The sequence below is a fragment of the Paenibacillus sp. 8b26 genome, assembly GCF_050626875.1.
In the GTDB taxonomy this organism is placed as follows: Bacteria; Bacillota; Bacilli; order Paenibacillales; family Paenibacillaceae; genus Paenibacillus.
This window is the reverse complement of the sequence record NZ_CP192445.1, coordinates 2948947-2972432: the sequence shown is the minus strand read 5'-3', so window position 1 is coordinate 2972432 and position 23486 is coordinate 2948947. Positions and strand designations below refer to the sequence as shown.

Sequence of the window (23486 nt, the reverse complement as noted above, 5' to 3'; positions counted from 1 at the left end):
TATCAAAAAAGGCACCGCTTACATTTGCACTTTTTTTGGATTTAGGTACTTTTTATAGGTTGAATTAAAAATGAAAAAAGTGGAACAAGAACGAAGTGGGCGGAATGGTGCTGTACAAGCGCTAGCGGTCGCCTTTGCACCCGGATTTCTACCTTTATAACTTGAATAAAGAAATCTGGGTACAACAGCGATGGGAGGCACCATCCGACCGCGTAGTGGCACTTCGTGTACATCTTTAGTTCAGTGGCAGGGTCATTCTTACTTTGGTACCCTCGCCTTTCTTACTGGAAATGGTCACGCCATATTCTTCTCCATATAAAAGGGTAATGCGGTTGTGTACGTTCTGAATGCCGATGCCCGTGAACAGTTGGCGCTTGCTCTTGGGGTTCGGAAGTCCGTCTTGCACAGCATGTCCGTCCATATCCATACCGTCCCCGTCGTCGACTACCTCGCAGATGAGAGTGTCGTCCGTTTTGGACACCAATATATAGATGTGTCCTGTATTTTTTTCATTAAATGCATGAAAAAATGAATTTTCGATAAAAGGCTGGATAATCAGCTTGGGCACATGGTACTCCAGACAATCCGGCGACACAAAATAATTCACCTGTACCCGCTGCCCATAGCGCACGTGGTTAATAAACACGTAATTTTGCATATTGGCCATTTCCTGCTCGATGGTGATCGTTTCACTTACATTGCTGATCGTATTTTGCAGTAGGGAAATGAGCGCGTTGATCGTCTCGGCGGCGGTCTCCTTGTTTCCTTTGAGCACCAGCATTTTGATCGAAGCCAGTGTATTGTACAGAAAATGCGGATTGATCTGCCGCTGCAGCGCAGCCAATTCTGCATTTCGTTGTCCTTTTTGCGTCTCTAGAAGCTTCTGGATATAGTCATTCAGTTCATCCAGCATGTAGTTGTAGGCATGACTTAACTGTCTAACCTCATAGCTACCCGTTACCGGGAGATAGTTATCAAAATTTTTCTCGCGGACGGTCGACATTTGCTTGACCAGCCGGGTCAGAGAACGAATCAGGCGACGGGAAATCAGAAAAACAATTAACAAAGCAATCAACACGATGCCAATGCAGATCAGTACAACGGATTTGACGTCAATAATCTGTCCGATCGCGGTTTGTCTGTCGATCATGTTCACCAGATAAAAATCATAAGAAGGAATGTAGTTGGAAAGAAGAATGCTCTCCTTGTTCATCACTTCGGCATTGATGTAATTAAGTCCCTGTTCATTAATTTTTGTGGCATAGCCTAGCAGCTCATTGGAACGTTGTCCGATCAGATCCTGACGGTTGCTCGATACAATCAGTCCTGACTTGTCCAAAATGAGTACATCATTGCCGTGGCTTGTGAAGTTATTATAGAAGCGGCGGAATTCCGGCTCGCGAATGGCAATGTAGATCATGCCATACAACGTACCGCTAGTTCGCTCCATAAAAGCCTTGGAGGCGATAATATAGGGTGTCGGTTTCTGCCCGGTATAATTCATTTGCTGACGAAATAGATCCGTATCCAATTGATACATGAGCTGTGTAGGCTGTGCCGCGCTGCGGGCTGTAATCAAACTGTTCTTGAGCTCCTCCGCAGTTACCGGCCAGTAGGACGAGTCGGAATAGAAGCTCCGGCCGTTCATGCCCGTTACGGCGACACTGACATCATAGGCGTCGACATTTGACTTAATCTGCTTCATCTGCTGTGCCATACCGAAGTAGATTCGCGCTGAGTTAATGGAGTCGGATTGCCCTCCTGTCAGGTAGTTTTTGACCGTTCCATTTTCCGAAGCATGGGTTACGGCATTCACGATAGAATCATTGAAGGACTCAAAGCTGGATTGAATCTGACTGAGTACCTTGGCATTCGTAATGCTGAATGTTTCGGCGAACAGTCGTTCAGACATCCGAATCGTCACCAAAGAGGTCAGCAAGGACACCGCAGTGATGCTGACCACCATAACGACAAATATTTTAAAGAACAGACCTTGATATTTGATTTTATGGATATACCTTTTCATATCAATCTCTTTTCTGCTGGCAGATATGCTCTTGCTCTCTAATGGAGATGCTCCCTGCGATATTGGCTGGGTGAGTAACCCGTTACCTTTTTGAACACTTTGGTAAAATAGCTGGGGTCCGAATAGCCGACGGTGCTGCTAATATCCGAAATGGACATCGTCCCCGACCGCAGCAGCTCAGCAGCCTTTTCAACCCGAATTTTGTTCAGATACTCGCTGAAGCCCTCTGTATGGTGTGCTGTAAAATAACTGGACAAGTAAGAGGGATTAAAATGAAAATATTGACCGAGTGTCGTTAAATTGAGCGTTTCCGCGTGATGTTCCTCGATATATTCCAGCAGCTTCTTCATGCTCGTACTGCTTCCTTGCTGTGTTTTGGCCAGAATCTGCATGTTCGCTTCTTCTAAAAAGGTCTCCAGCAATCGCACTGCCTCATGTACGTGAGGGGCATCATTAATTGTTTTGAAATAGGAGTATTTTGCCGCATCCAGTTCCTTCATATCATACCCCTGATTCCCGAGCAAAATCGTAATGTTGAATACGATGTTCCCGAGAAGGGATTTGAATTCAAAAGCGGTGGAGGTATAGTTGCCGGACATAGCGGCTACATAAGACCTCAAATCCTGAAAAGCCGTTTCAAAATGCTCACGCTTCATCTCTTCCGTGAACTGCTTTAAGTTAAACGAGCTGTTCACCTGAACAGGCTTGGGGAGTTCGTCTTCCATCAGGAGCGCGGTTCCCGGGAAGTAAAAGCGATAGCTGAGCAGTTTGGGCAGTTCATCCTGATAGATCTCGCTCATTTGATTAAAATCATCAAACAAACGGCTGATCGCCCAGCCTGTCTGTGGCTCGACTTGCTTCGTCTCCTGAGCTACTTCTCGGACCGCAGCTATCCAGGAGTGTAATTCACGCGGATCAAGATTAGCTAAAAAAACAGCCGCGTTTGCATCAGACGGCAGTTGTCGCAACACGATTTGTTCACAGGCAGATGTCACTCGATCGGTGAGCCTGGAAAATAGGTCCAAGGCAGGGTGGGAGTTGCCTTTCCCCTGTGGTTCCGCCTGCTCCACGCCTATGAGTGTAAAACGGGCATACGGAAATTCCTGCTTCAGCAGTTCTGTGTCATAGTCGATGCTATAGCCGGAAACGAGCTTTTCTATCACATGATCCATCGTAATTTGGTTATTCCCAGCATCCGCCTGATACTGAATGGACGGAATTTTGCGGGCTGTTCTCTGGAGCACTTGAAGCAGCTCATCCGTGTCCAGCTTGGGCTTCAAAATATAGTCAGCAACACCTTGCTGGAAGGTGGATCGCACGTAATTAAACTCGCCGTAGCTACTGAGCACAATGACCTCAATATCAGGATAATTCTGTCTGACAATGCGCGTCAGTTCTTCACCGTCCATGATAGGCATCACGATATCCGTAATGACAATATGGGGGCGCAAAGTCTCAATCAGCGCCAACGCTTCTTTTCCATTAGAAGCCTCGCCTACAATGCGAAATCCATACTGTTCCCACGATAAATGATGCTTGATCCCTTGCCGTACCAATATCTCATCATCTACAATCAAAATATTGCATAGCTCTTTCATGGCAGCACTCTCCGTAATTATACCTATTCAAAAAAAGACCTCCATAAGGCGGACGTCACATCATTGAGACACATAGTTGATAACGCTTCCAACTTAGCTTAAATATAAAGCATTTAATCCTTACATGCTAACATAAACCTCTGTCTAATCCAAAGGTAATTTAGTTCAAATGGCATGTAAAACGACAAAAAAGGCCGCCGAGAAGATCTCGACAGCCTGAGTAAACCGGGCTACCTTTACCTTAAACGGTACCCCATGTCCGATCACCTGCCAAATATTTTTCAGTCAAAATAGACAGCAGTTGAATACCAACCTCATTGTGGCCCCCTTCAGGGAGGATCAGGTCAGCGTATTTCTTGGAAGGCTCAATAAATGCCTCGTGCATGGGCTTAACCGTACTCAAATAGTGATCGTGGATCGACTGAATGGTGCGGCCTCGCTCCTCAATATCCCGAAGTACCCGGCGAAGTATACGCACATCCGGATCGGTGTCGACAAATACCTTGATGTCGAGCAGTTGACGGAGCTTTTCGTCAGACAGTACGTGCAATCCTTCCAGCATGACGATATGATTCGGCAGAAGCTCTACCGTCTCGTCAGTGGAACGGGCATGAACTGTAAAGTCATATACTGGCGCTTGAGTCGCTTGTCCTTTTTTCAGACATTGGAGATGCTCGATAAGCAATTCGTTGTCAAAGGCAAACGGATGATCATAATTGACCAAAGCACGTTCAGCATGGCTCAGATGTGAATGGTCTTTATAGTAGTTATCCTGAGATATGAAAGTCACTTTGTTTGATCCCAGACGTTCAACGACAGCGCGTGCTACCGTTGATTTACCGGAACCCGTACCGCCGGCAATACCAATAATAAGCATGGCGTTTCACTTACCCTTCCCTGAATATATCCCGATACAACTCAAGTATTGTAGCACAACACGCCCTTTTTTTCATCAATGTAGAGCATTGTATTTCTTCCATTTTCGTATCTTGGCTCTGAATGTTTTAAAGGGTGCCACGGAGTTGATGTGAATCCATCTAGCCATGGGCCACTTCGGATTACTGCCTGTCCACTTGTGAACGCCCTGCGTAAAGAGTTCTTCATGACTTAGCGTGTCAATCCAATCCAGCCAATTTTGCTCTGACAGCTTGAATAGTTGGCGCAATTCACTTAAAGAGTGATGGGAGTGGGTCTTGTAGAATGACTGATACAACTCGCCTAATCTATTCCATTTATAATTCGGTGCAGGCATAATGACGTCTTTTCCTTCCTTTTCGTCCCTGTCCCATGACATGACAAGATGAAGCCATCCAAGCTGGTAGGCAATGATTTCCGCAGGTGTTTTATCTACTTCGGGTATCCGGTTATCCTTTTGGTTCTCGTCAACCTCCTTGTATTCACCATCTAACAGTAAGTAGGAGGCATGAATCGCTTCTTTTAACTCGGCTTTGGAAGCGTAGTGGTAGCTGGGCATCTAATCACTCCTATAGGTTCTTTTCATTATACCGACCTCTCTAAATGTATCACTTTAAACATGACAACCTTATGGCTTATTCAAAAAAATGTTTTTTGTGGTTTTATGAAAGGGCAATTGGTATATTCACGAAAAAGGATGCAAAATTAATAGAGAATTTAAACCAAAAGATAAGTAATTCGACATATTTTAATGTTATTTTATAAGTCTATAATTATTAGTGTATTGCGCTAGCGTATATTGTTTGGAAAGGCCGTATGGCACAAACAGCCGTACAGTTATGTTGGTTGGTTCTTATCAATTTATCTAAAAAGGAGACTGTTACATGAAGTCGAGTTTGTTGAAAAAATGTGCAAGTGTAATGTTGAGCAGTACGATGGCTCTGTCTTTGTCGTTACCGTTACTAGGTCATGCACATGCAGATGGGAATTTACAGGTAAGTGATGATTTTGAACAAGGGGAAGCTCAAGGCTGGACAGCAGGTTCAGGGAACTGGTCTGTTGTCTCGAACGGGAATGGCTCTACATACCAGCAATCTAGTCAAAGCGAAAGCCATTCGGTTAAAGGTAATGCATCATGGACGAACTATAGCGTACAAGCGGATGTATATGTAGATGATTTTAATGGCTCCAATCGGGTATATGTTGCAGGCAGATACACAGATTCCAAAAACTTTTATGCTGCATCTTTGTACAACAAGAAGGGTGGAGCACTTGAAATTCGCAAAAAGGTAAACGGTTCTATGAAGACACTGGCTACCAATAACAAATACAAACTGGACACCAATACCTGGTACAGAGTGAAGCTGGAGCTGTCCGGTTCGGAAATTAAGATGTATGTCAATGATCAGCTGGAGCTGACCGCAACAGATTCCAGCCTTGCTTCCGGAGCCATTGGTTTGGTAACCTCCAAGGCGGTTGCCCAGTTCGATAATGTTATCGTATCCGGCGCTTCAACCGAAACAGATCCAGGTACAACACCTGTGAATCCAACACCAGGTACAGATAAACCAACTCCTGGGGTAGATAAAAACGCAACCTCAAATATTAACTATAATCTGGCCGGTTTCTCCTATGGTAATACAGGTGGCGGGGAAATTAAGGAAACCGATACCAATTACAAAAAGGTTTACAACGCTGTAGATCTCAACGAGGCACTTAAAAAAGGTACTAAAGTCAAAGTTATTGAGATCATGAACGATCTCGACCTCGGCTGGAATGAACTCCCTAGTGCTGCCAAGGTAATGCCTTTTAGTGCCAACAACCCTGTGCTGACAAATCCTGTTCTGAAGAAAACAGGTGTGAGCAAAATCTATATAGAAAACTTGAGTGGAATCACGATTTTCTCGGCAAATGGTGCTAAAATCAAACATGCTGGCTTTGTTATCAAAAGAAGCTCTAATTTGATTTTCCGTAACCTCGAATTTGATGAGCTATGGGAGTGGGATGAAGCAACCAAAGGGAACTATGACAAAAATGACTGGGATTATATGACCATCGAAGGTACAAGTTCCAAGGTATGGATCGACCATTGTACATTTAACAAAGCATATGACGGTTTGATAGATGTGAAAAAAGGCAGCAACGGTGTTACAATTTCCTGGTCCTTGTTCAAAGGAGATGACCGCAGCTCCAATAGCTGGGTGACCCAACAGGTTAACGCTATGGAAGCAGACAAATCTTCCTACCCTATGTATGCTTATCTGAGAAGCAGTGCAGTAGGCTTGAGTAAAGAAGATATCATTGATATCGCAGCAGGACAAAAGAAAGCGCATCTGATCGGTGCTACTGAGATGGCCGCTGATAATGCAGATTTGGAAGTTACGTTGCACCATAACTATTACAAGGATATTCAAGACCGTATGCCTCGTTTGCGTGCTGGTAATGCCCATGCCTATAACATCGTTATGGACGATGCCGGATTGGCTAGAGCCAAAAAAAGAATTACATCCGACATGGCTAAAGCGATTGCTGCAAAAGGATACCATTTTGACGTAGTGGGTAACGGTGCGATTTCAACTGAAAATGGCGCAGTACTGCTTGAAAAATCGTATTTAATTGATGTATTTTCACCAGTTCGTAATAATCAAAAAGACCCTAAAAAAGATGACTACACTGGTAAAATCAAAGCAGAAGATGTTATCTTCTCTGACAACGGTAAAGTATTCAGAGGGGGCAGCGACGATGCAAACAGCCCGTTAGCCCCTTATCCTGTAAAAGGCAAGAGCTTCTCGTGGAATGGATTCACAACGTTGCCATACAGCTACACAGCCGAAAATCCTGAAAACCTGGTTGCTCAATTGACAGCCAAGGACGGAGCGGGTGCAGGCAAGCTGAACTGGTCGAGTGAAAACTGGCTTAAAACAGCATACAAGACAGTCGCTTCAAAGGGTGCACAAACGGTGGAAGATTCCGAATAAGTATATTGGAAAAATAGCATTGGAATAAGAAGCAGCCAGGACAGATATACTCTGTTCCTGGCTGCTTCTTTTCGTATACACTTTCAGGACGCGTTCGGCAAGCACTTAACCGATAACAACAAATGAGGATACGCCAGCAGGTACTGATCTAACCTGGAACAACGTTCCATCGTCTCTAAAGGTACGCAGAACAAAAGGCTGGTTCGTGGGTGTGCGTACATTGTTGAATCGGACGGTGCCGAAACTATCGAAATTGGCAGCTTGCACAAAGCTTCCGTCTGTACGCCGGAGGACTGCAAAAAATCCCGTTGTGATAAAAGGTACTCCGTCATTACGAGCCCAGATAACCGTAAACCGACTAAAGGTTTGTGTAGGACTCACATTGCGGTATTTCGTAACAGGAACCTTTCTGCCCGTAGACTTCAAGGTTTGAGGAGGACGAATGGCCACTACCTATCAACTCCTTTGTTGTGATGTGATAGTAGATGCACACAAAGGAGTTTCGGACCGTGCTATAAACTACTTCTTCAAAAATAGGTTTATAGACCTCATCATGCCCAATCGCGTCGTAGCGTAAAGAGTTCTTTCAACGCATCCGTCGACAGCTCGGTAATCCAGCCCTCGGTGCTGGAAATGATCTGGTCACTAAGCTGCTGCTTGCTCTCCAACATTTCGTCAATGCGTTCCTCTAGCGTGCCCAGCGAGATGAACTTGTGTACCTGTACGTCCTTCGTTTGTCCCATCCGGTAGGCGCGGTCCGTGGCCTGATTTTCAACAGCCGGATTCCACCATCGGTCGAAGTGAAAGACGTGGTTGGCGGCTGTCAGATTCAGACCTACACCCCCGGCTTTGAGTGACAAAATAAATACGGATGGCTGCTCGTCAGGTGGCAATGTGTGAGATTGGAACTGGTCAATCATCCGGTCACGAGCGGTTTTGGATGTGCTACCGTTGAGATAGAGCACCGGCTCTTGCAGCTCTTGAGCAAGTACCTGCTGGAGCATACGTCCCATGCCAATATACTGTGTGAAAATAAGGCAGCGCTCGCCTTCTTCTCGCAGCTCCTTGACCATGGCTAAAATACGCTCCAGCTTGGATGAGCGGCTGATGACCGCTTCAAAATCGGACTGACTATAACCGGAAGCCGTGGTATCCGGGGCCGCTTCCTTGGTTAAGAGCGCAGGATGGTCACAAAGCTGCTTTAACTGGGTCAGGGCGGATAAAATGGCTCCCTTTCGCTCAATCCCCTCCAGCTTCTGCATCCGTTCCATGAGTTCTTTAACAATTTGGTCATAGAGCGCACCTTGCTCGGAAGTGAGGTGAATGTACGTTTTCATCTCATTTTTCTCGGGCAAATCAAGCTGTATAGCCGGGTCCTTCTTCTTGCGTCGCAGCATGAAGGGCTGAACCAGTTTTTGCAGGTCTATCGTTCGTTGTTCGTTATGTTCCTTCTCGATAGCATTGATGAACCGATTGCTAAAGGCGCGTGCGCTGCCCAGATAACCGGGATTGATAAAATCGTAAATCGACCATAGCTCGGACAGCCGATTTTCAATAGGCGTCCCGGTCAGCGCAATACGATGCCGTGCAGGGAAGCTGCGAACGGCAGTGGATTGCTTGGTTTGCGCATTTTTAATATTCTGCGCTTCATCCAGGCAAACCGAGTCCCAGGTCATACTTTGCAACAGCTCCTGATCCAGGGTTGCTGTTGCAAAGGAGGTCAGAATAACATCGGCTTGCTCGACTTCCTCACGGAATAAGTCGCCCTGATCCCGCTTGCTTCCATAGTGGAGCATGACCTTTAATGAAGGGGCGAATCGGCTGAGTTCCTTTTGCCAGTTGCCCAGCACTGAAGTTGGGCAGATCAGCAGCGAACTGGAGCGGATGCCCGTCTCTGCTGCGATATTCTGTAGATGCAGCAAATAGGCAATAAACTGCACCGTTTTGCCAAGCCCCATATCATCGGCAAGGCAGGCACCCAGCCCAAAGCGCCGTAAAAAGGCAAGCCACGCGTATCCGTCCTGTTGATACGTCCGCAGCTCGGCTTGCAGTCCATCCGGCACGTCCAGTGCGGGCCATTCCGACTGTCGCCCGAGCTGGCTGATCAGCTTCAGCAGATGCCCGTTCAGCTCGACCTCCAGCCGGAAGCGTGCCGCATCCTCTTGCTGCTCACCCGTAGCGTCGCTCTCCGCCTCATCAGCGTTGCCGAGCAGGTGCAGCTGCAGGATGTCCTGAAAGGACAATCCCTGAGCACTGTCGATCCCGGCCATCGCCCGGCGAATTTGCGCCAGCAGCGCGGGATCAAGCGCGATCCATTGCCCGCGGAAGCGCACCAGCCGCTCGTTGCGGGCCACCAGCTCGGCGAACTCGGACTCGCTCAGATCGGCATCGCCAATGGCAACACGCCAATCGAACTGGACAATCGAGTCCAGTCCGAACAGCGAGCTGCCCTTCGCGCGCTCGCCTCCGCCTTCGCCCGGGCGGACCTTGGCCCGCAGCTTCGGCTTCTTGCGGGTGGCTGCTTCCCACCAAGCGGGCAGCAGCACCTGCCAACCGCCCTCCAGCAAGCGCTGGCTGTCGGTCGTCAGGAATTGCCACGCCGCCTCGTCGGAGAGCGGGCGATCCAGCACGTCATCGCGGCTTCCGCTACGCTGCCCGGCGGGCAAAATCGCGGTCAAGCGTTCCAGCCAGCCGGCTGATCGCTCACGCACATGGGTTGTCCACGCATCAGGCCATGGACCGGATGCATGCCCATCATCGGCGAGCTGTACAGACACCAGCAGCACAGGGTCCTGCTTGTCCTGCAACACAAGCTTGAGCTGCCACGACGGATCGTCGTCCTCCAGCTCTGGCTCCAGCAGTTGCAGGAGCGGGCGGAAGGGCGCGGTATCGGCCTTCCAGCCGATAGCGATAAGCCATGCCCGCGCATCCAGACCTGTCGCGGCCGGGCGGTTTTGGGAGAAGAGAATGGGATATTCTCTTCGCAAATCGGCAGCTTCCGCCTCGGTGCCGTACCAGCGTTGAAACACGGCGGCCGAGAACGCCGCCGCCAGCCCTTCGTGCTCGTCCTTTTCCAAGCTGTCAAGCAGAGCAAGCTCTGCCGCTTCGATGCTTTCAAACCTTTTCCCCGATTCTAGCCCCTCTAACGCCTCTAACGTCTCTCGCGCCTCCAGTACTTCCGCATCCCAAATCCATTGTAGCTTCCCTGTCTGAAATGCCGTGAAGCTGGGCGCGTAGGCTTTTGCTTCAATACAATGGGCAAGTAGAGGGATCAGCCGAAGCCACGGGGCATTGCCCTCGTCCCAGATCCATTCGATATGCTCCAGTAATTGGCGTTCCGCCAGAAAGGGAATCACTTGTTCCGAGGGCAGGAGGATAATATCCGTGTCCTGAACGTGCTGAATCTCCAGCTCGGTGCCATAGAAAGAAGCCTCGTGCCAGGCAAACAAACGCTGCTTCAACATCTGACCGGAAATGCTGTAATTCATGGAGGAATCGCCATAAATCAGCGCGTCTCCATAGGTAGTTAACTGGATGTGTACCGTAATCGTCTCCGTGTATTGGCTCATGATACCAATTTCCCTTTCCGCAATTCCTCCTGTAGCGCCCGCAGGCGGCTATGACGGCTGGTGAAGGTCGCGAAGAACAGCTCCCAACGCGGTTCTTGCTTCATTTTTTTGTATAGCTTGAACAGTCGCTTCAACAGCTTGACCGCTGCTTTATAGCTGGATCTATTTTTTTCCAGCACATATCGTTCCACCGCCTGATGGTAAAAGGGCAACAGCAGCTCTGGTGCGTTCTTTTCAATGGGTTGTAACACGCTCACCCGAAAACTCAAAGGCTCGCTGCGTATACTTAGCTGATAGTCAATCCATTGCCGCCATTTGTCGTGGGCAAGCAGCGCTTCTTCATACATTCCCCCGGCAAAAGGAAGCATACCGACCAGTGTATTCCACATTTCCTGCTCCGCTTCTGGAAGGTGCTGCAAAACCATATCCCAACCATTCATATAATCGTGTAAATGATCGTCCCGATGGCTGTGAAGCAAGGGTCCGATATGCCGTAGTCCATCCTTGAGACGTGGCCATTCCTCGGCTTCACGCAACGCATGCAAGAACAAAAGCAACTGACTCGAAGAGATTTTTAGTGGAAAGGCTTTTTCGGCCTCCTGAAGCAGCGACCAGGCTTGATCATCCTGCGACTGGTAAAAATACATCCAGCTTTGGGCCAGCATCCAGGGAAGCCGGGCCAAAGCTGTACCAAGCTCATCCTCAGCCGCCCGTAAATGCTGTAATTCCTCCGCATATATGCTGGAAGTGGAATCTTTCTGCTGGGGACGCATCCAATTTAGCCAAAATCGGTAGTACGCGTCTGAAAAATAAGTGCCGTTACGCGATTCTGTCAGCATTTTTCGGCGTAAATAGGCCAAGGTCTCTGCCATGCGTGCTTCTTGCATCGGTTCATCGGTTAGGGCAAGCTGGCTCTCAAAATCACGCTCGATAGCTTCTTTAAGCTCATCTGCGGCGATTTGCGTGTAATATCCCATATAGGAATGGGGGGGATAGCCCGGCATAGGTGACTGAGGCACCAGCTTTTCCAGCACACGCAGATGAGCGTGCAGTCCATACAACTGTTGCATGCCGGGTGAAAGCGGCGGCTTCACAGCATATATCGAGGCTAGGGCGCTTTGGACATATTGAGAATTTTGCGTGTTTACATGGTTGAGCGCGATGCACTGATCGAACAGGTCATGCCATTCCGATATGGGCAAATTCAGTATGCGGCTTGCTGTTTTGCTGAGCGTGTTCCTTGCAGTTTCCTTGCGATCCGGTGAAGGAGTGGACCGGGAAGTTGGCGCGGTGGTGCGCACGTCAGATTGGGCAGCCAACCGGGTGAAGCTCGCTGAATGGGCGTTCACCAACGCATGTACGGAACGTTCCTGCTCTTTCGCATAATTCAGCAGTGCAGCAATCATGTGCTTGCAGTTCTTATGAACCGGGCATGTGCATCGGCTGGCAGCAAAAGCGCTCAAGTGCAGATCCACCTCGTAAAGATCGCTTCCATCTACGACAGCCGCGATATGGTCGGCATCAGGCATTGTAAATTCTTTTACCTTTCCTTGCTTAAAATATTGAAAGCCGCGTTTAATCGTCACGTCATTAAAATGGTCAGCCACGTTCTGGATAAGCTGCTGCCATTGTATATCATCCATAAGATAGGTTGGTTTCATATGCATTAGTCTCCTAAGAGAGAATAGTCAATCGATGAAAGCTTAACTCTTCCATTATATCAGTTCATGACCGTAAATTGAGGTGGAGGGAGCAGATGGAAAGTTTTCATGCGGGTTGACATGCGTTCTTTTAGAGAGTGAATTTGTATTATGAATATAAAATAAATATTACTAATATCTTAGTGCTGATGATCCTGTTTAGGATTGTATGAGGAGGAAAAGAAGATGTCATCTTTATATAGCTATGATATTCACCTGCCCAGCCAGCTTGATCCCAACCGCACGTATTCGTATTTATTTCCCACGGCGAATACGATTCCGTATTTCCAGTGAGGATCGGTCATGAGACAGCAGCGTATTTCCAGGTCGGACTTCTTACTGCACTTTTAAAATATATCCAACAGATCATGGCGTTTCCCCCGACAACCAGTGGGATGTGCTCCAATGGCTGCGTGAGGATGCGGGAACCCCGTATTGATGGCAGTACGTATAAATAGTAATATATTTTCAGAGGGTGTAGTAAGCACTCCGGAAAGGAGAACCTAAGACGATGGGGACCGCGATTGTACTTCTACTCACGGCACTGGTTAATCTCGCAGCCGCTTGGATGAACTTCCAAACAGCTACGAAAAACAACCGCCGGGTAAAGTAAAAAGCCCCTTACGCTGCAACGTAAGAAGGCTTGAATCATCAGCAAGGTTGGGGAGTAATCCCCTTCCTGCACCCTATCATCTTATGCTTATCTTACCCTCTTCATTCTCTGTTGTAAAATATATTTTACAAATTCGAGAAACCATAAAGGAGGCATCAGTATGCAAACTGTTACCCTTATCATCGCTTTGGTCGGTCTGGTTATTTCACTGGCTGCTCTATCGCAAGCTATTAAGAATAGGAGGTAATCGCTTTGGCAAGGAATGCGCTATCTTTTAGATTTCCGGAAGAGTTCGCTGCGATGCTGCGTACCTGGTCATTTGTTACCGAAAAGGATCAAAGAACCATTTTGCAAGAAGCCTTCACAGAATATGCAAATAATCACCCGGACACCAAAGAGAAAGTCCTTCAAGTCATAAACACGCTAAAATGACCTGTCACAGAGACAGGCCATTTTTTTATATTTTTTCCCTTTTTCATCCTCTGATAAAATGCGCCTCCAACATGCTCAAAGACAGCTCGGCGGTTGTAGCCACCACGATATCCGCACCTTGCATTTGCGAGGGCGTTCCTACGCCGACCGCGAACATCCCGGCACCCTTGATCGCCTGAATTCCCGCCTGTGCGTCCTCTATACCGATACAGTCGGCAGGCTGAACGCCCAGATTGGAAGCTCCGGTGAGGAAGATTTCCGGGTCGGGTTTGCCATGCCGAATGGCTGTGACATCCACCACACTGTCAAAATAGTGCGTCAGCTCCAGCCTATCCAGTATAAACGCTGCATTTTTGCTCGCAGAGGCCAGCGCGATACCGATTCTGGCGTCACGTAACTCCGTTAGGAGCGCGCGGATTCCCGGTAATACATCTACCGGGGTCAAAGCCGAGATGAGCCGCTGATATTCGGTATTTTTCTGTGCGGCCAGTTGCTGCTTGTCATCGGCTGAATACGCGCTGGACCGATCACCACGCGCCAATATTTTGTCGAGTGACTCTGTACGGCTGATTCCTTTTAACTGCTCATTAAATTCCCGGTCGAAAGGAATACCCAACGTTGCCGCCAAGCTGCCCCATGCCTGAAAATGATATTCGGCGGTATCTGTAATGACTCCGTCCAAGTCAAAAATCACTGCCTTCATTTGGTTTCCCCCTGTCTGTCCGGTTTATGAAACACTGTTTGTCAGTAACGGCTGCCCATGGGTAATGTGCGTTGGCTGTCCATACAGCTCCAGCGTCAGGGGTTCTCCGTCCAACAGCGTAATGATCACTTCATTTTCCTGTACGAGAATGCTTAGCAAGCGACCACGATAGTTGATTTTAAACGTATATTTGCTCCAGCCCTGCGGCAGGAAGGGGGAAAAGCTCAACGTTTCGTTATACGTTCTCATTCCGGCAAAGCCCTGCACAATCGCCAGCCAGCTTCCCGACATGGAGGTAATATGCAGTCCGTCCTCGGTGTCGTTATTATAATTATCCAGATCCAGACGAGCTGTTCGTTTATACATCTCGACTGCTTTTTCCTCCATTTTGAGCTCGGCAGCCAGCACAGCGTGAATGGATGGGGACAGACTGGATTCATGAACGGTCATCGGCTCATAAAATGCAAAATGGCGTGCTTTTTCCTCCAGCGTGAACCGATCTCCGAAGAAATACAGACCTTGCAGCACATCCGCCTGCTTGATGAAGCAGGAACGGAGGATTTTATCCCATGACCATTTCTGATTTAGTGGCAGATGGCTTGGATCAAGGGAGGATACAGGCTGTAAATCCTTATCCAGAAAGGTATCATGCTGTACGAATATGCCGCGTTTCTCATCGTAAGGATAGTACATGCGGTTGATGATATCCTGCCAATGCGCAAGCTCATCCTCGGTAACAGCCAGCTTCTCTGATTTCTCTGAAGAAATTTGAGGCAAGACCGATAACGTATATTTTAAAACCCATGCAGCCAGCGTGTTGGTATACCAGTTGTTATTGACGTTATTCTCATATTCGTTCGGTCCGGTAACCCCGTGGATCATATACTGCTGATGGCGATGGGAAAAATGAACTCGATCCGCCCAGAAGCGGCTAATTTCGACTAGTACATCTATTCCATATTCCCGTAAATAGGCCAAGTCGCCCGTATAGTTGGTGTAATTGTAAATGGCATACGCGATGGCTCCGTTACGGTGAATCTCCTCGAAGGTAATTTCCCATTCATTATGGCACTCCACACCCGTAAAGGTGACCATAGGATACAGTGCTCCACGAAGACCTTGCTGCGTCGCGTTATGCTTGGCACCCTCCAGTTGATGGTAACGGTATAGCAGCAGGTTTTTAGTCACGTCAGGATCTGCCAGCGCCAAATACATCGGTACAGCGTACGCTTCCGTATCCCAATACGTGGCACCGCCATATTTCTCACCCGTAAAGCCTTTCGGTCCGATATTCAGGCGGGCGTCTTCACCGTAGTACGTAGAGAATAGCTGGAAAATGTTAAAACGTATTCCCTGCTGAGCTTCCGTATCCCCTTCGATTTCAACATCCGCTTTGTCCCAACGTCCGGCCCAAGCCGCGATATGCTCATGCTTAAGCAGAGCGTATCCTTTGTTCACAGCTTCCACGGCGAGACGTTCAGCTTGTGGAATCAACGCATCCATTTCTATGTCGCGTGAGGTGGTGACCGCCACGATTTTTTGCAAATGAGCACTGTCACCCGGGGCGACGGTATATTGATAGTGGCGTGCAGCATACAAAAAGCCTTCTTCTGTCGTCTGATGATCCTGTCCCTCGGTCACAATACCCATGGTAGCGTTTACGGTAAAACGCGGAACACCAAATGGATTATCTATCGTCGTTGTGGATAGGCTGATGAATTGTTCCTGAACCTCGCGTGCTTCCTCTAGCCAGAACACCTCATCATAGTTGGTGTCCTCATTTCTCGTATTACCGTCCAGATAAGGAACAAGCTCAATCGTTAGAGGCTGCTCGCTTATATTGGTTGCTTGGTAATCAATCAGGCATAGTTCACGAGTGGTGATGCTTAGAAAACGTTCCGTGGTGATACGAACCTGACCGTTCACGGTACAGGCACGCCGCAGAATACCTTGCTTCATGTCCAGTTCCTGCACAAAATCACTGATGTGTGCCGTAAATAAGTCCACTTCCTGCTGGTTCACGATCAGACCGATGCCGATAAAATTCATGGCGTTGATGACCTTGCCAAAATATTCAGGATAGCCATTTTTCCACCAGCCGACCTTTGTTTTGTCGGGGAACCAGACACCGGAGATATAAGTTCCTTGATGATGATCACCTGAATAGGCTTCTTCAAAATTGCCGCGCATGCCCATATAACCGTTGCCTATGGACATTATGCTTTCTTGTAATCGCATGTGTGTTGTATGTAGAGTGTGGGTTGTCAGTTTCCAGTTATCTACGTCAAATAATCGGTTATAAACCATGATTGCGTACCCCTCTCGGAAAATGAATTCGTTGTTTTAACGAAATCAGTATATGAGCGAGTTCAGTATATAGTGCAACCGATTGCCCTGTCAACGCAAAAAAACTGATTTTATGGATGTCCACAAAATCAGTTTTTGTTCATTCCTTGGAAGATAACAGCGCCTGACTGGATTTGCGTTCTACGATCCGGTGGGGAACAATGATATGTTTGGTCAGCTCCTTGGGGTCTTCGATTTTTTCGATCAGACTTTTGGCCGCCTGATAACCCAGGGTGAAGATATCAATATCTACGGAAGTAAGAGGGGGGTTCATCAGCTCAGCCAGCATCAGATTGTTGAAGCTCACCATGGAAAGCTGTTCCGGCATGGACACGCCCAGTTGGGACAGTGATTTTTGTACCGCCATCGCAACAAGGTCATCATTGACGATCATAGCGGTAGGCGGCGGGGAAACCTGCAATAGCCTCCGCATGTCCTCCAGGGTAAAAGGCTCCCTGACAACATATTCGCCTGGTAGAGGCAGATGGGCCTCCCGTAGCGCATCCTGATAGCCCCTGAGTCTTTCAATATTCACAGTGCGTTCATGATCTCCGCCAACATAAGCAATACGCTGATGATTCAGACGGATCAAATAAGTGACCACGTCCTTGGCGGCCTGGTAGTTATCGTTGTCCACATGGGTGGTTTCACTGATAAATTGCTGAGGCTTACCGATTACGGTATAAGGTATTTTTTCTTTATGGAAATACTCCACGATTTTATCCTCTTGCTTGGAGTACAGGACAATGTAGCCGTCAACACGTCCGGTTCGCGTCATCAGCTTCACGCGAGATAGTAATTCATCGCTCGTTTTTCCTGTGACAATCGACAGTGTATAGTTATGCTCATTCACCCATTCACTAATCCCGCGGAGGCTTTCCGGAAAGAACGGGTTTTGAAAGATTGCCACATCCGATTCTGGCATAATAATGCCAATCGACTGTGTGACACGGTTAGCCAGACTTTGGGCCGAATAATTGGGCTCGTAGCCGAGCGCCTTCATTTCTTTACGGACACGCGCCTTGGTGGCCTCGCTGATTTTAGGGCTGTCTTGAATGACGCGGGACACGGTGGAAGTAGCAACATTGGCACGTTTTGCGACATCTTTGATGGTTACTGCCATCGTCTTCTTCTCCTTTTGCTATCTCAAGCAGGAAATATTATGTTCTATCATACGATATTGCTCGAAAATCAACAAATTCGCGGCTTTTTTCGAGCTTTTACATCGTCATTAACCAAGATATTTACAATCAGGGTATTGCTAATAGAAAGCGATATCATTATAATAATTGTGCAACCGATTGCATATATTTACGAGGTAACAAACAACGCTGTACATACTATATGGATGGAGATTGATGGAGAAATGAAAAAACTTCTATCATTTGATTTTTGGCAAAAGCTTGGGAAAGCACTGCTTGTGGTAGTCGCCGTCATGCCAGCGGCCGGAATTATGATTTCGCTCGGTAAAGTGGTGGCAATGCTGGCTGGTGATGTTCATGTCTGGTTGACCGTCGGTGGGGTCATGGAAAATTTGGGTTGGGGCATCATTAACAATTTACACATTCTGTTTGCGGTGGCAATCGGCGGTTCCTGGGCCAAGGAACGGGCTGGCGGGGCTTTTGCTGCCTTAATTGCTTTTATCCTTATTAATATTTCAACAGGAACGATTTTGGGTGTATCCTCGAAGATGCTAACGCAGGAGGGGGCAACCACCCATACTCTCTTTGGTGCATCCATTCCGGTCAGTGGCTATTTTACTTCTGTATTAGGAGCACCTGCACTCAATATGGGCGTGTTTGTCGGTATCATTTCCGGGTTCGTCGGGGCAGTGGTATTTAACAAATACTACAATTACCGCAAGCTACCGGATGCTTTAGCCTTTTTTAACGGTAAACGATTTGTTCCTTTTGTCGTGATTTTATGGTCTGTCATCGTTAGTTTGATCATGTCTGCCATCTGGCCATTTATCCAGGGAGGGATTAACCAGTTTGGTGTTTGGTTGGCGACCTCTGGGGAATCGGCTCCTTTTGTAGCGCCATTTGTCTATGGTACACTGGAAAGACTATTAATTCCCTTCGGGCTTCACCATATGCTGACGGTTCCTATTAACTATACTCAACTTGGTGGCGTTTACACGACGCTTACGGGTTCCGGGGCGGGCAGCGTCGTTGCTGGACAGGACCCGCTGTGGCTGGCTTGGGCAAGCGACCTGAGTGCGCTTCGTGGTACCGATCCGGCTGCCTACAATAGCTTGTTGGAAGGCGTGACGCCTGCTCGTTTTAAGGTAGGACAAATGATCGGCGGAGCGGGAATCCTTATGGGACTGGCGGTGGCTATGTATCGCCGTGTAGACAAGGATAAGCGAAGCAAGTACAAGTCGATGATTTTTTCAGCCGCCGCTGCTGTCTTTTTGACAGGGGTAACGGAGCCGCTGGAATTTATGTTTATGTTCGTAGCGCCTGTACTGTACGTAGTTTATGCTATTCTTACCGGAATTGCGTTCGGAATGGCGGACATCATACATTTGCGTTTACATTCGTTTGGTATGATTGAACTGCTGACCCGATTGCCGTTGTCTATAAATGCGGGTTTGGTGCAGGATATTATTAACTTCGTGCTGACTTGTGTTGTATTTGCGGTAGCAACCTACTTTATCGCTTATTTTATGATCGGCAAATTCCAAATGGCTACGCCGGGAAGACTGGGAAACTATACGGATGAGGAGCCTCAGGGGACTTCCGAGGTGGGGAGTACGAAGGCAGATGGTGTGGCGGCTGTTTCCCCGCAAAATCAACTGGCTACCGATATCATCAAAACTCTTGGGGGTGAGCAGAACATTGTCGAGGTCGATGCCTGCATGACCCGTCTACGTGTGACGGTGAAGGATACAGATGCCGTCGGGGACGAAAAGACATGGAAAGCGCTAGGCGCTCTGGGCTTGATTAAAGTAGATAATGGGGTACAGGCTGTTTACGGACCGAAGGCCGATGTGCTCAAATCAGATATACAAGACATACTCAACAGGTGATTACTTTGAAATTGTTAACCTTAAATGTACATGCTTGGATGGAAGAAAATCAGCTTGAAAAGCTAAAACAACTGGCCGCTTTTATTCATGAGCAGCAGTTCGATGTCATTGCTTTGCAGGAAGTGAACCAGTCCATAGACGAGGCTCCTTTATCGCCGGACGATTTGGGAGCTTACTATAGTGCTGATCCCGAGGTGGTCATTAAGCGTGATAATTACGCTTATGTGCTGAACGGATTATTGTCCGATACCTATTATTGGACGTGGGCCCCCGCACATATTGGCTTTGCCAAATACGATGAGGGCTTGGCGATTTTGTCCAAAACACCGATTGCAAACACGGTGAGCGAATATGTTTCCTCGCTACGGGACTATGACAACTACCGATCCCGCAAAATTGTGGGCGTGCAAACTACGGTGGATGGAGTATCGGCATGGTTTGTGAGCGGGCACTACAACTGGTGGAATGATGAGGAATCCTTCCGTGGACTATGGGACCGTACAACGGAGGTATTGAATCCTTTTGCACCGACGCCTGTCTTTATGATGGGGGATTTCAACAATGCGGCTGAAGTGCGCGGGGAAGGGTATGACTATGTGCTGCAATCCGGCTGGTCGGACACCTATCCGAACGCAACGGTACGTGATGAAGGCCATACGGTCATCAAAGCCATTGCAGGCTGGGAAAGTAACGCCGAACCGCTGCGGATTGACTATATTTTTTCCAACAAACCCGTACAGGTTCAATCTTCAACCGTCGTGCTGAACGGAAAAACGGGATCAGTCGTATCCGATCATTTCGGGGTTGCAGTTGAATTGGAGCTGTAATTATAGGTAAAGGAACGGGCTGCCTGCTTATGCAAGTGGCCTTTTTCTTGAGGTTTTCGACTTTAACCGAATGAAGTATTGGATAGCGATAGCCATAAGCACTAATATCATATTGTAATAAAAAGGGGCATTTATGTTAAAACGTTCAATGAGTACGCCAGCGATGATTGGAGAAACAATAGCCCCTAATTCCGAGAGGGATACAACGTTGCCGATAAATGAACTTCTGTTTTCCTCAGGAATGACATCCCCCAGTTGCGAGTAAAAAGAATCCAGATAGCTGGCTCCGCCAATGCCCCCGATGAACATCCCCAAGTATACGATCCATGGTTCCTTGAACCAAAGAAACAAGGCTATTTCCACCATGATCAGCAACAGGCCAATAATACTGAGCATTAAGCGATCTTTGAGCAGGTCCGATACCTTGCCGATAAAAGGTGCTGATACAAACGTCGATATCCCGATGATGGTAAAAGCCAGGCTGATTTCTACAGGGCTCCAGTGAAACTTGTAGGTTGCATACACAGAGAAGTACGTTAAAAATATGGCGAAGGCACTCATTTCAAGGAAATGAACGGTGGAATAGAGCAGTAGCTGCTTTGTTAAAGTGGTTTTTCTTTTCGGCTCATGAAGGAGCTCGCGCTGTGGCTGAGGTTTGGAAGGAGGACTGGGGAATGTCATTCTAGAAACGGCGACGAACGATACCAATGAAAACATAGCAACGAAATAGAATGGAACAGATAAAGTAAAATAGGAAACAATCACTCCGCTCATGATAGGTCCCAAAATCGTACCTGCCCCTTCGCTGCTGCTGATATATCCATTGAGGATACCTCTATTCTCCGTGGTACTGATCTGGTTGATGGTGACTCTTACAAAGACGGTTAATCCTATCGCCACCAAGCCTTGAAGGAGTCTAAGGATGGATAGAATGATGAAGCTTTCTGCAATCGGGAACAAGAGCATACAAATAATCTCAGCCAAGAGTAAGCTCAGCCCCAAGCGCTTTGCGCCAATCTTTTCATAAATTCGTCCTGCCAAGCCTCCACCCAGAAATCTTCCCACATAAAATAGAGAAAATAAAATACTCATATTGAGTGCAGATATGCCGAACTGTTCTACATAAATAGCAAAGAGCGGGAGGATCATACTCCCACTCATGTTAGCAATAAGACTGATGACAATCATATAGATGATATTACGGTTTAAATATAAACGCCTCTTCATATCCTCGAAACCTCTCTTTGATTATGCATCATGGGAACCGTTTTTCTGATTGCTCCTGATTACGCATGAAGGACTTCAAATCAAGGTAGGATGAATATGAAGTAAGCAGGGCACAAGGGGAGTGAGTTCTCTCATAGGATACGCAGATGTGTTCCTTGCTGTGCCTAATTCTGTACCCTTTAAGCGGGAAATCCCCCTCCTGGCGGCGGCCAAGCTCCATAGATACGGCGCAGCAGCACGATTTCGCCCAAATGATATGAGTTGTGGGAAGCGATATTCCGCAGCAGTCCCGCTTTTGTTTCACCGGGGAAATGGGCCAGCGAATCATCCAACTGTGCCGTTTCGGCAATCTTTACAGCCTGATCTACGCCCTGTAAAAATTCGTTGATGACAGCTTGCCATGCTTCTTCACTTTGCGGTCCGGCTTCTTCGAGCCAGCTTTCCATCACATTGCCTGGAAGCTGGGGCTTCCGGCCTTCCAAATGCTCCAGCATAAATTGCTGCCAGTAGCTCATATGCTTCAACAGTTGATAAATGCTGTAGGGCATTTCTGCATTTTTCTTCCCTGCCAGTTCGACATCGATGTCCGGCAAAGCCCGAGCCACTCGGATATGTCCACGTTCACCGACCAGCGATTTAACCAGTGCTTGACCAAATAATTGGTTTGCATCTGACATGAATTGATCATCCCTTCTATGGAGAGTATGTTCCTAGCTTGTTCTTATTTTACGATTATACAATTAAATTTTTGGAAATGAAAATTATAGCATGGCAGCTAAGAGATGCGGAAACGCTGTAGTTGTAAAGGTGAAAATAACCCAATACATTCACAAAGTTGCCTAAATATGCATACAACTTTTTTGGGAATTTCATGTAAATATTGATATGTAATCTATTATTATTAGATAGGAGGAACAATTTTTGAAGAAAAAACATGTTATTGCGTCAGCCTTGTCTCTAGGTCTACTAGGCGGAGCTATTGCCGTGCCGAGTGCGATCTTTGCGGATTCAGGTGTAACTGATTCTGCAAGTACATCGACTTACGCGACCCAAAATGAGGTGACAACACCTGTTAATCATGACGGAGTGAGTCTTTTTAGAACAAAAGATCTTTTTAATGTGAACCTTGACGGCAAGTCGCCATTAACAGAGTTCTCCATATCTCCTGGATATGGTCATGTTAAGCTACGTGTAAAAAACAACACCAGGGCGACGCTTACTTTTACCTTAAAGCATGTCGACAGTGGGAAAGATTATTTTACCAAGTATGTGGGTGCTGGTGATACATTTAATTGGTACAGCACGGATGGGTTTTCAAGCGGATTGCGCTCAGGAAACTATGAAATACAGTGGCGCGCTGGCGGAGCTTATGTAGACGCCTCAGCATGGGCTATATCAGCCACTAACCCAGATGAACTCTAATTTTAAGAGATAAGGTTAACGACTCCTAACAAAACAAGAGCTCCAGGCCGGTGAAAGGTCTGGAGCTCTCTTTGTTTATCAAGGTCACATCGTAAGATC

General features: G+C 47.4%; 17 protein-coding genes. 5 read left to right on the top strand and 12 right to left on the bottom strand.

What is annotated here, in order from left to right; all coding sequences use genetic code 11:
* Positions 1–235: 235 nt before the first annotated feature.
* The 4 genes from ACQ4MX_RS13670 to ACQ4MX_RS13655 all read right to left on the bottom strand — a co-directional run bounded on the left by ACQ4MX_RS13670 (position 236) and on the right by ACQ4MX_RS13655 (position 5098).
* A complete protein-coding gene (locus tag ACQ4MX_RS13670; protein ID WP_431091150.1) occupies positions 236–2026 on the bottom strand; it encodes a cache domain-containing sensor histidine kinase in 1791 nt (596 codons plus the stop codon).
* Positions 2027–2064: 38 nt separating this feature from the next.
* Positions 2065–3624: a response regulator transcription factor gene (locus ACQ4MX_RS13665; RefSeq protein ID WP_431091148.1), complete on the bottom strand. Its 1560-nt coding sequence runs from the start codon at positions 3622–3624 to the stop codon at positions 2065–2067.
* A 241-nt stretch (positions 3625–3865) separates the two neighbouring features.
* Complete coding sequence (gene udk / locus ACQ4MX_RS13660; protein WP_192511796.1) at positions 3866–4501, bottom strand: uridine kinase; 636 nt, start codon at positions 4499–4501, stop codon at positions 3866–3868.
* A 75-nt stretch (positions 4502–4576) separates the two neighbouring features.
* Positions 4577–5098: a ClbS/DfsB family four-helix bundle protein gene (locus ACQ4MX_RS13655; protein WP_431091147.1), complete on the bottom strand. Its 522-nt coding sequence runs from the start codon at positions 5096–5098 to the stop codon at positions 4577–4579.
* A gap of 325 nt (positions 5099–5423) precedes the next feature.
* Between ACQ4MX_RS13655 and ACQ4MX_RS13650 the strand changes: the two genes are divergently transcribed.
* Complete coding sequence (locus tag ACQ4MX_RS13650; protein WP_431091145.1) at positions 5424–7517, top strand: family 16 glycoside hydrolase; 2094 nt, start codon at positions 5424–5426, stop codon at positions 7515–7517.
* A 105-nt stretch (positions 7518–7622) separates the two neighbouring features.
* Here ACQ4MX_RS13650 and ACQ4MX_RS13645 read toward each other — a convergent pair whose 3' ends face one another.
* From ACQ4MX_RS13645 to ACQ4MX_RS13635, 3 genes are all read right to left on the bottom strand, one after another.
* Positions 7623–7967 carry a hypothetical protein gene (locus ACQ4MX_RS13645; RefSeq protein ID WP_431091143.1) on the bottom strand — a complete coding sequence of 115 codons (345 nt, stop codon included), beginning with the start codon at positions 7965–7967 and terminating at the stop codon, positions 7623–7625.
* A gap of 101 nt (positions 7968–8068) precedes the next feature.
* Complete coding sequence (locus tag ACQ4MX_RS13640; protein ID WP_431091142.1) at positions 8069–11086, bottom strand: DEAD/DEAH box helicase; 3018 nt, start codon at positions 11084–11086, stop codon at positions 8069–8071.
* Positions 11083–12747 (bottom strand): SWIM zinc finger family protein, encoded by a 1665-nt coding sequence (locus tag ACQ4MX_RS13635; RefSeq protein ID WP_431091141.1) that lies wholly within the window; start codon positions 12745–12747, stop codon positions 11083–11085. Before ACQ4MX_RS13635 ends, ACQ4MX_RS13640 begins: the two co-directional genes overlap by 4 nt.
* Positions 12748–13651: 904 nt before the next feature.
* On the opposite strand from ACQ4MX_RS13635, the gene ACQ4MX_RS13630 reads away from it, so the two are divergent.
* On the top strand, positions 13652–13831 hold the full coding sequence (locus ACQ4MX_RS13630) for a hypothetical protein (RefSeq protein WP_431091140.1): 180 nt from the start codon (positions 13652–13654) through the stop codon (positions 13829–13831).
* A 43-nt stretch (positions 13832–13874) separates the two neighbouring features.
* Here ACQ4MX_RS13630 and pgmB read toward each other — a convergent pair whose 3' ends face one another.
* The 3 genes from pgmB to ACQ4MX_RS13615 all read right to left on the bottom strand — a co-directional run bounded on the left by pgmB (position 13875) and on the right by ACQ4MX_RS13615 (position 18003).
* Positions 13875–14534 (bottom strand): beta-phosphoglucomutase, encoded by a 660-nt coding sequence (pgmB, locus tag ACQ4MX_RS13625; protein WP_431091138.1) that lies wholly within the window; start codon positions 14532–14534, stop codon positions 13875–13877.
* 24 nt (positions 14535–14558) lie between these two features.
* Positions 14559–16841, bottom strand: a complete 2283-nt coding sequence (locus ACQ4MX_RS13620) for a glycoside hydrolase family 65 protein (protein WP_431091136.1) — start codon at positions 16839–16841, stop codon at positions 14559–14561.
* A 139-nt stretch (positions 16842–16980) separates the two neighbouring features.
* On the bottom strand, positions 16981–18003 hold the full coding sequence (locus ACQ4MX_RS13615; RefSeq protein ID WP_431091135.1) for a LacI family DNA-binding transcriptional regulator: 1023 nt from the start codon (positions 18001–18003) through the stop codon (positions 16981–16983).
* 243 nt (positions 18004–18246) lie between these two features.
* Between ACQ4MX_RS13615 and ACQ4MX_RS13610 the strand changes: the two genes are divergently transcribed.
* Together ACQ4MX_RS13610 and ACQ4MX_RS13605 are read left to right on the top strand one after the other, a co-directional pair.
* Positions 18247–19911: a PTS transporter subunit IIBC gene (locus tag ACQ4MX_RS13610; protein ID WP_134911585.1), complete on the top strand. Its 1665-nt coding sequence runs from the start codon at positions 18247–18249 to the stop codon at positions 19909–19911.
* Between the two features lie 5 nt (positions 19912–19916).
* Entirely contained in the window at positions 19917–20738 is an 822-nt protein-coding gene (locus tag ACQ4MX_RS13605; RefSeq protein ID WP_431091134.1) for an endonuclease/exonuclease/phosphatase family protein, read from the top strand.
* 27 nt (positions 20739–20765) lie between these two features.
* Here ACQ4MX_RS13605 and ACQ4MX_RS13600 read toward each other — a convergent pair whose 3' ends face one another.
* Both ACQ4MX_RS13600 and ACQ4MX_RS13595 read right to left on the bottom strand, forming a co-directional pair.
* A complete protein-coding gene (locus ACQ4MX_RS13600; protein WP_431091133.1) occupies positions 20766–21965 on the bottom strand; it encodes an MFS transporter in 1200 nt (399 codons plus the stop codon).
* 179 nt (positions 21966–22144) lie between these two features.
* The gene (locus tag ACQ4MX_RS13595) at positions 22145–22642 is read right to left on the bottom strand and encodes a DinB family protein (protein WP_431091131.1); all 498 of its coding nucleotides are present in this window, start codon (positions 22640–22642) and stop codon (positions 22145–22147) included.
* A gap of 244 nt (positions 22643–22886) precedes the next feature.
* On the opposite strand from ACQ4MX_RS13595, the gene ACQ4MX_RS13590 reads away from it, so the two are divergent.
* A complete protein-coding gene (locus ACQ4MX_RS13590) occupies positions 22887–23387 on the top strand; it encodes a hypothetical protein (protein WP_431091129.1) in 501 nt (166 codons plus the stop codon).
* Positions 23388–23486 lie beyond the last annotated feature (99 nt).

What these genes read in the sequence shown, in the direction of transcription:
- ACQ4MX_RS13670 (WP_431091150.1), bottom strand. Translation starts at nt 2,026, where the DNA reads ATGAAAAGGTATATCCATAAAATCAAATATCAAGGTCTGTTCTTTAAA.
- ACQ4MX_RS13665 (WP_431091148.1), bottom strand. Translation starts at nt 3,624, where the DNA reads ATGAAAGAGCTATGCAATATTTTGATTGTAGATGATGAGATATTGGTA.
- udk (WP_192511796.1), bottom strand. Translation starts at nt 4,501, where the DNA reads ATGCTTATTATTGGTATTGCCGGCGGTACGGGTTCCGGTAAATCAACG.
- ACQ4MX_RS13655 (WP_431091147.1), bottom strand. Translation starts at nt 5,098, where the DNA reads ATGCCCAGCTACCACTACGCTTCCAAAGCCGAGTTAAAAGAAGCGATT.
- ACQ4MX_RS13650 (WP_431091145.1), top strand. Translation starts at nt 5,424, where the DNA reads ATGAAGTCGAGTTTGTTGAAAAAATGTGCAAGTGTAATGTTGAGCAGT.
- ACQ4MX_RS13640 (WP_431091142.1), bottom strand. Translation starts at nt 11,086, where the DNA reads ATGAGCCAATACACGGAGACGATTACGGTACACATCCAGTTAACTACC.
- ACQ4MX_RS13635 (WP_431091141.1), bottom strand. Translation starts at nt 12,747, where the DNA reads ATGAAACCAACCTATCTTATGGATGATATACAATGGCAGCAGCTTATC.
- pgmB (WP_431091138.1), bottom strand. Translation starts at nt 14,534, where the DNA reads ATGAAGGCAGTGATTTTTGACTTGGACGGAGTCATTACAGATACCGCC.
- ACQ4MX_RS13620 (WP_431091136.1), bottom strand. Translation starts at nt 16,841, where the DNA reads ATGGTTTATAACCGATTATTTGACGTAGATAACTGGAAACTGACAACC.
- ACQ4MX_RS13615 (WP_431091135.1), bottom strand. Translation starts at nt 18,003, where the DNA reads ATGGCAGTAACCATCAAAGATGTCGCAAAACGTGCCAATGTTGCTACT.
- ACQ4MX_RS13610 (WP_134911585.1), top strand. Translation starts at nt 18,247, where the DNA reads ATGAAAAAACTTCTATCATTTGATTTTTGGCAAAAGCTTGGGAAAGCA.
- ACQ4MX_RS13600 (WP_431091133.1), bottom strand. Translation starts at nt 21,965, where the DNA reads ATGAAGAGGCGTTTATATTTAAACCGTAATATCATCTATATGATTGTC.
- ACQ4MX_RS13595 (WP_431091131.1), bottom strand. Translation starts at nt 22,642, where the DNA reads ATGTCAGATGCAAACCAATTATTTGGTCAAGCACTGGTTAAATCGCTG.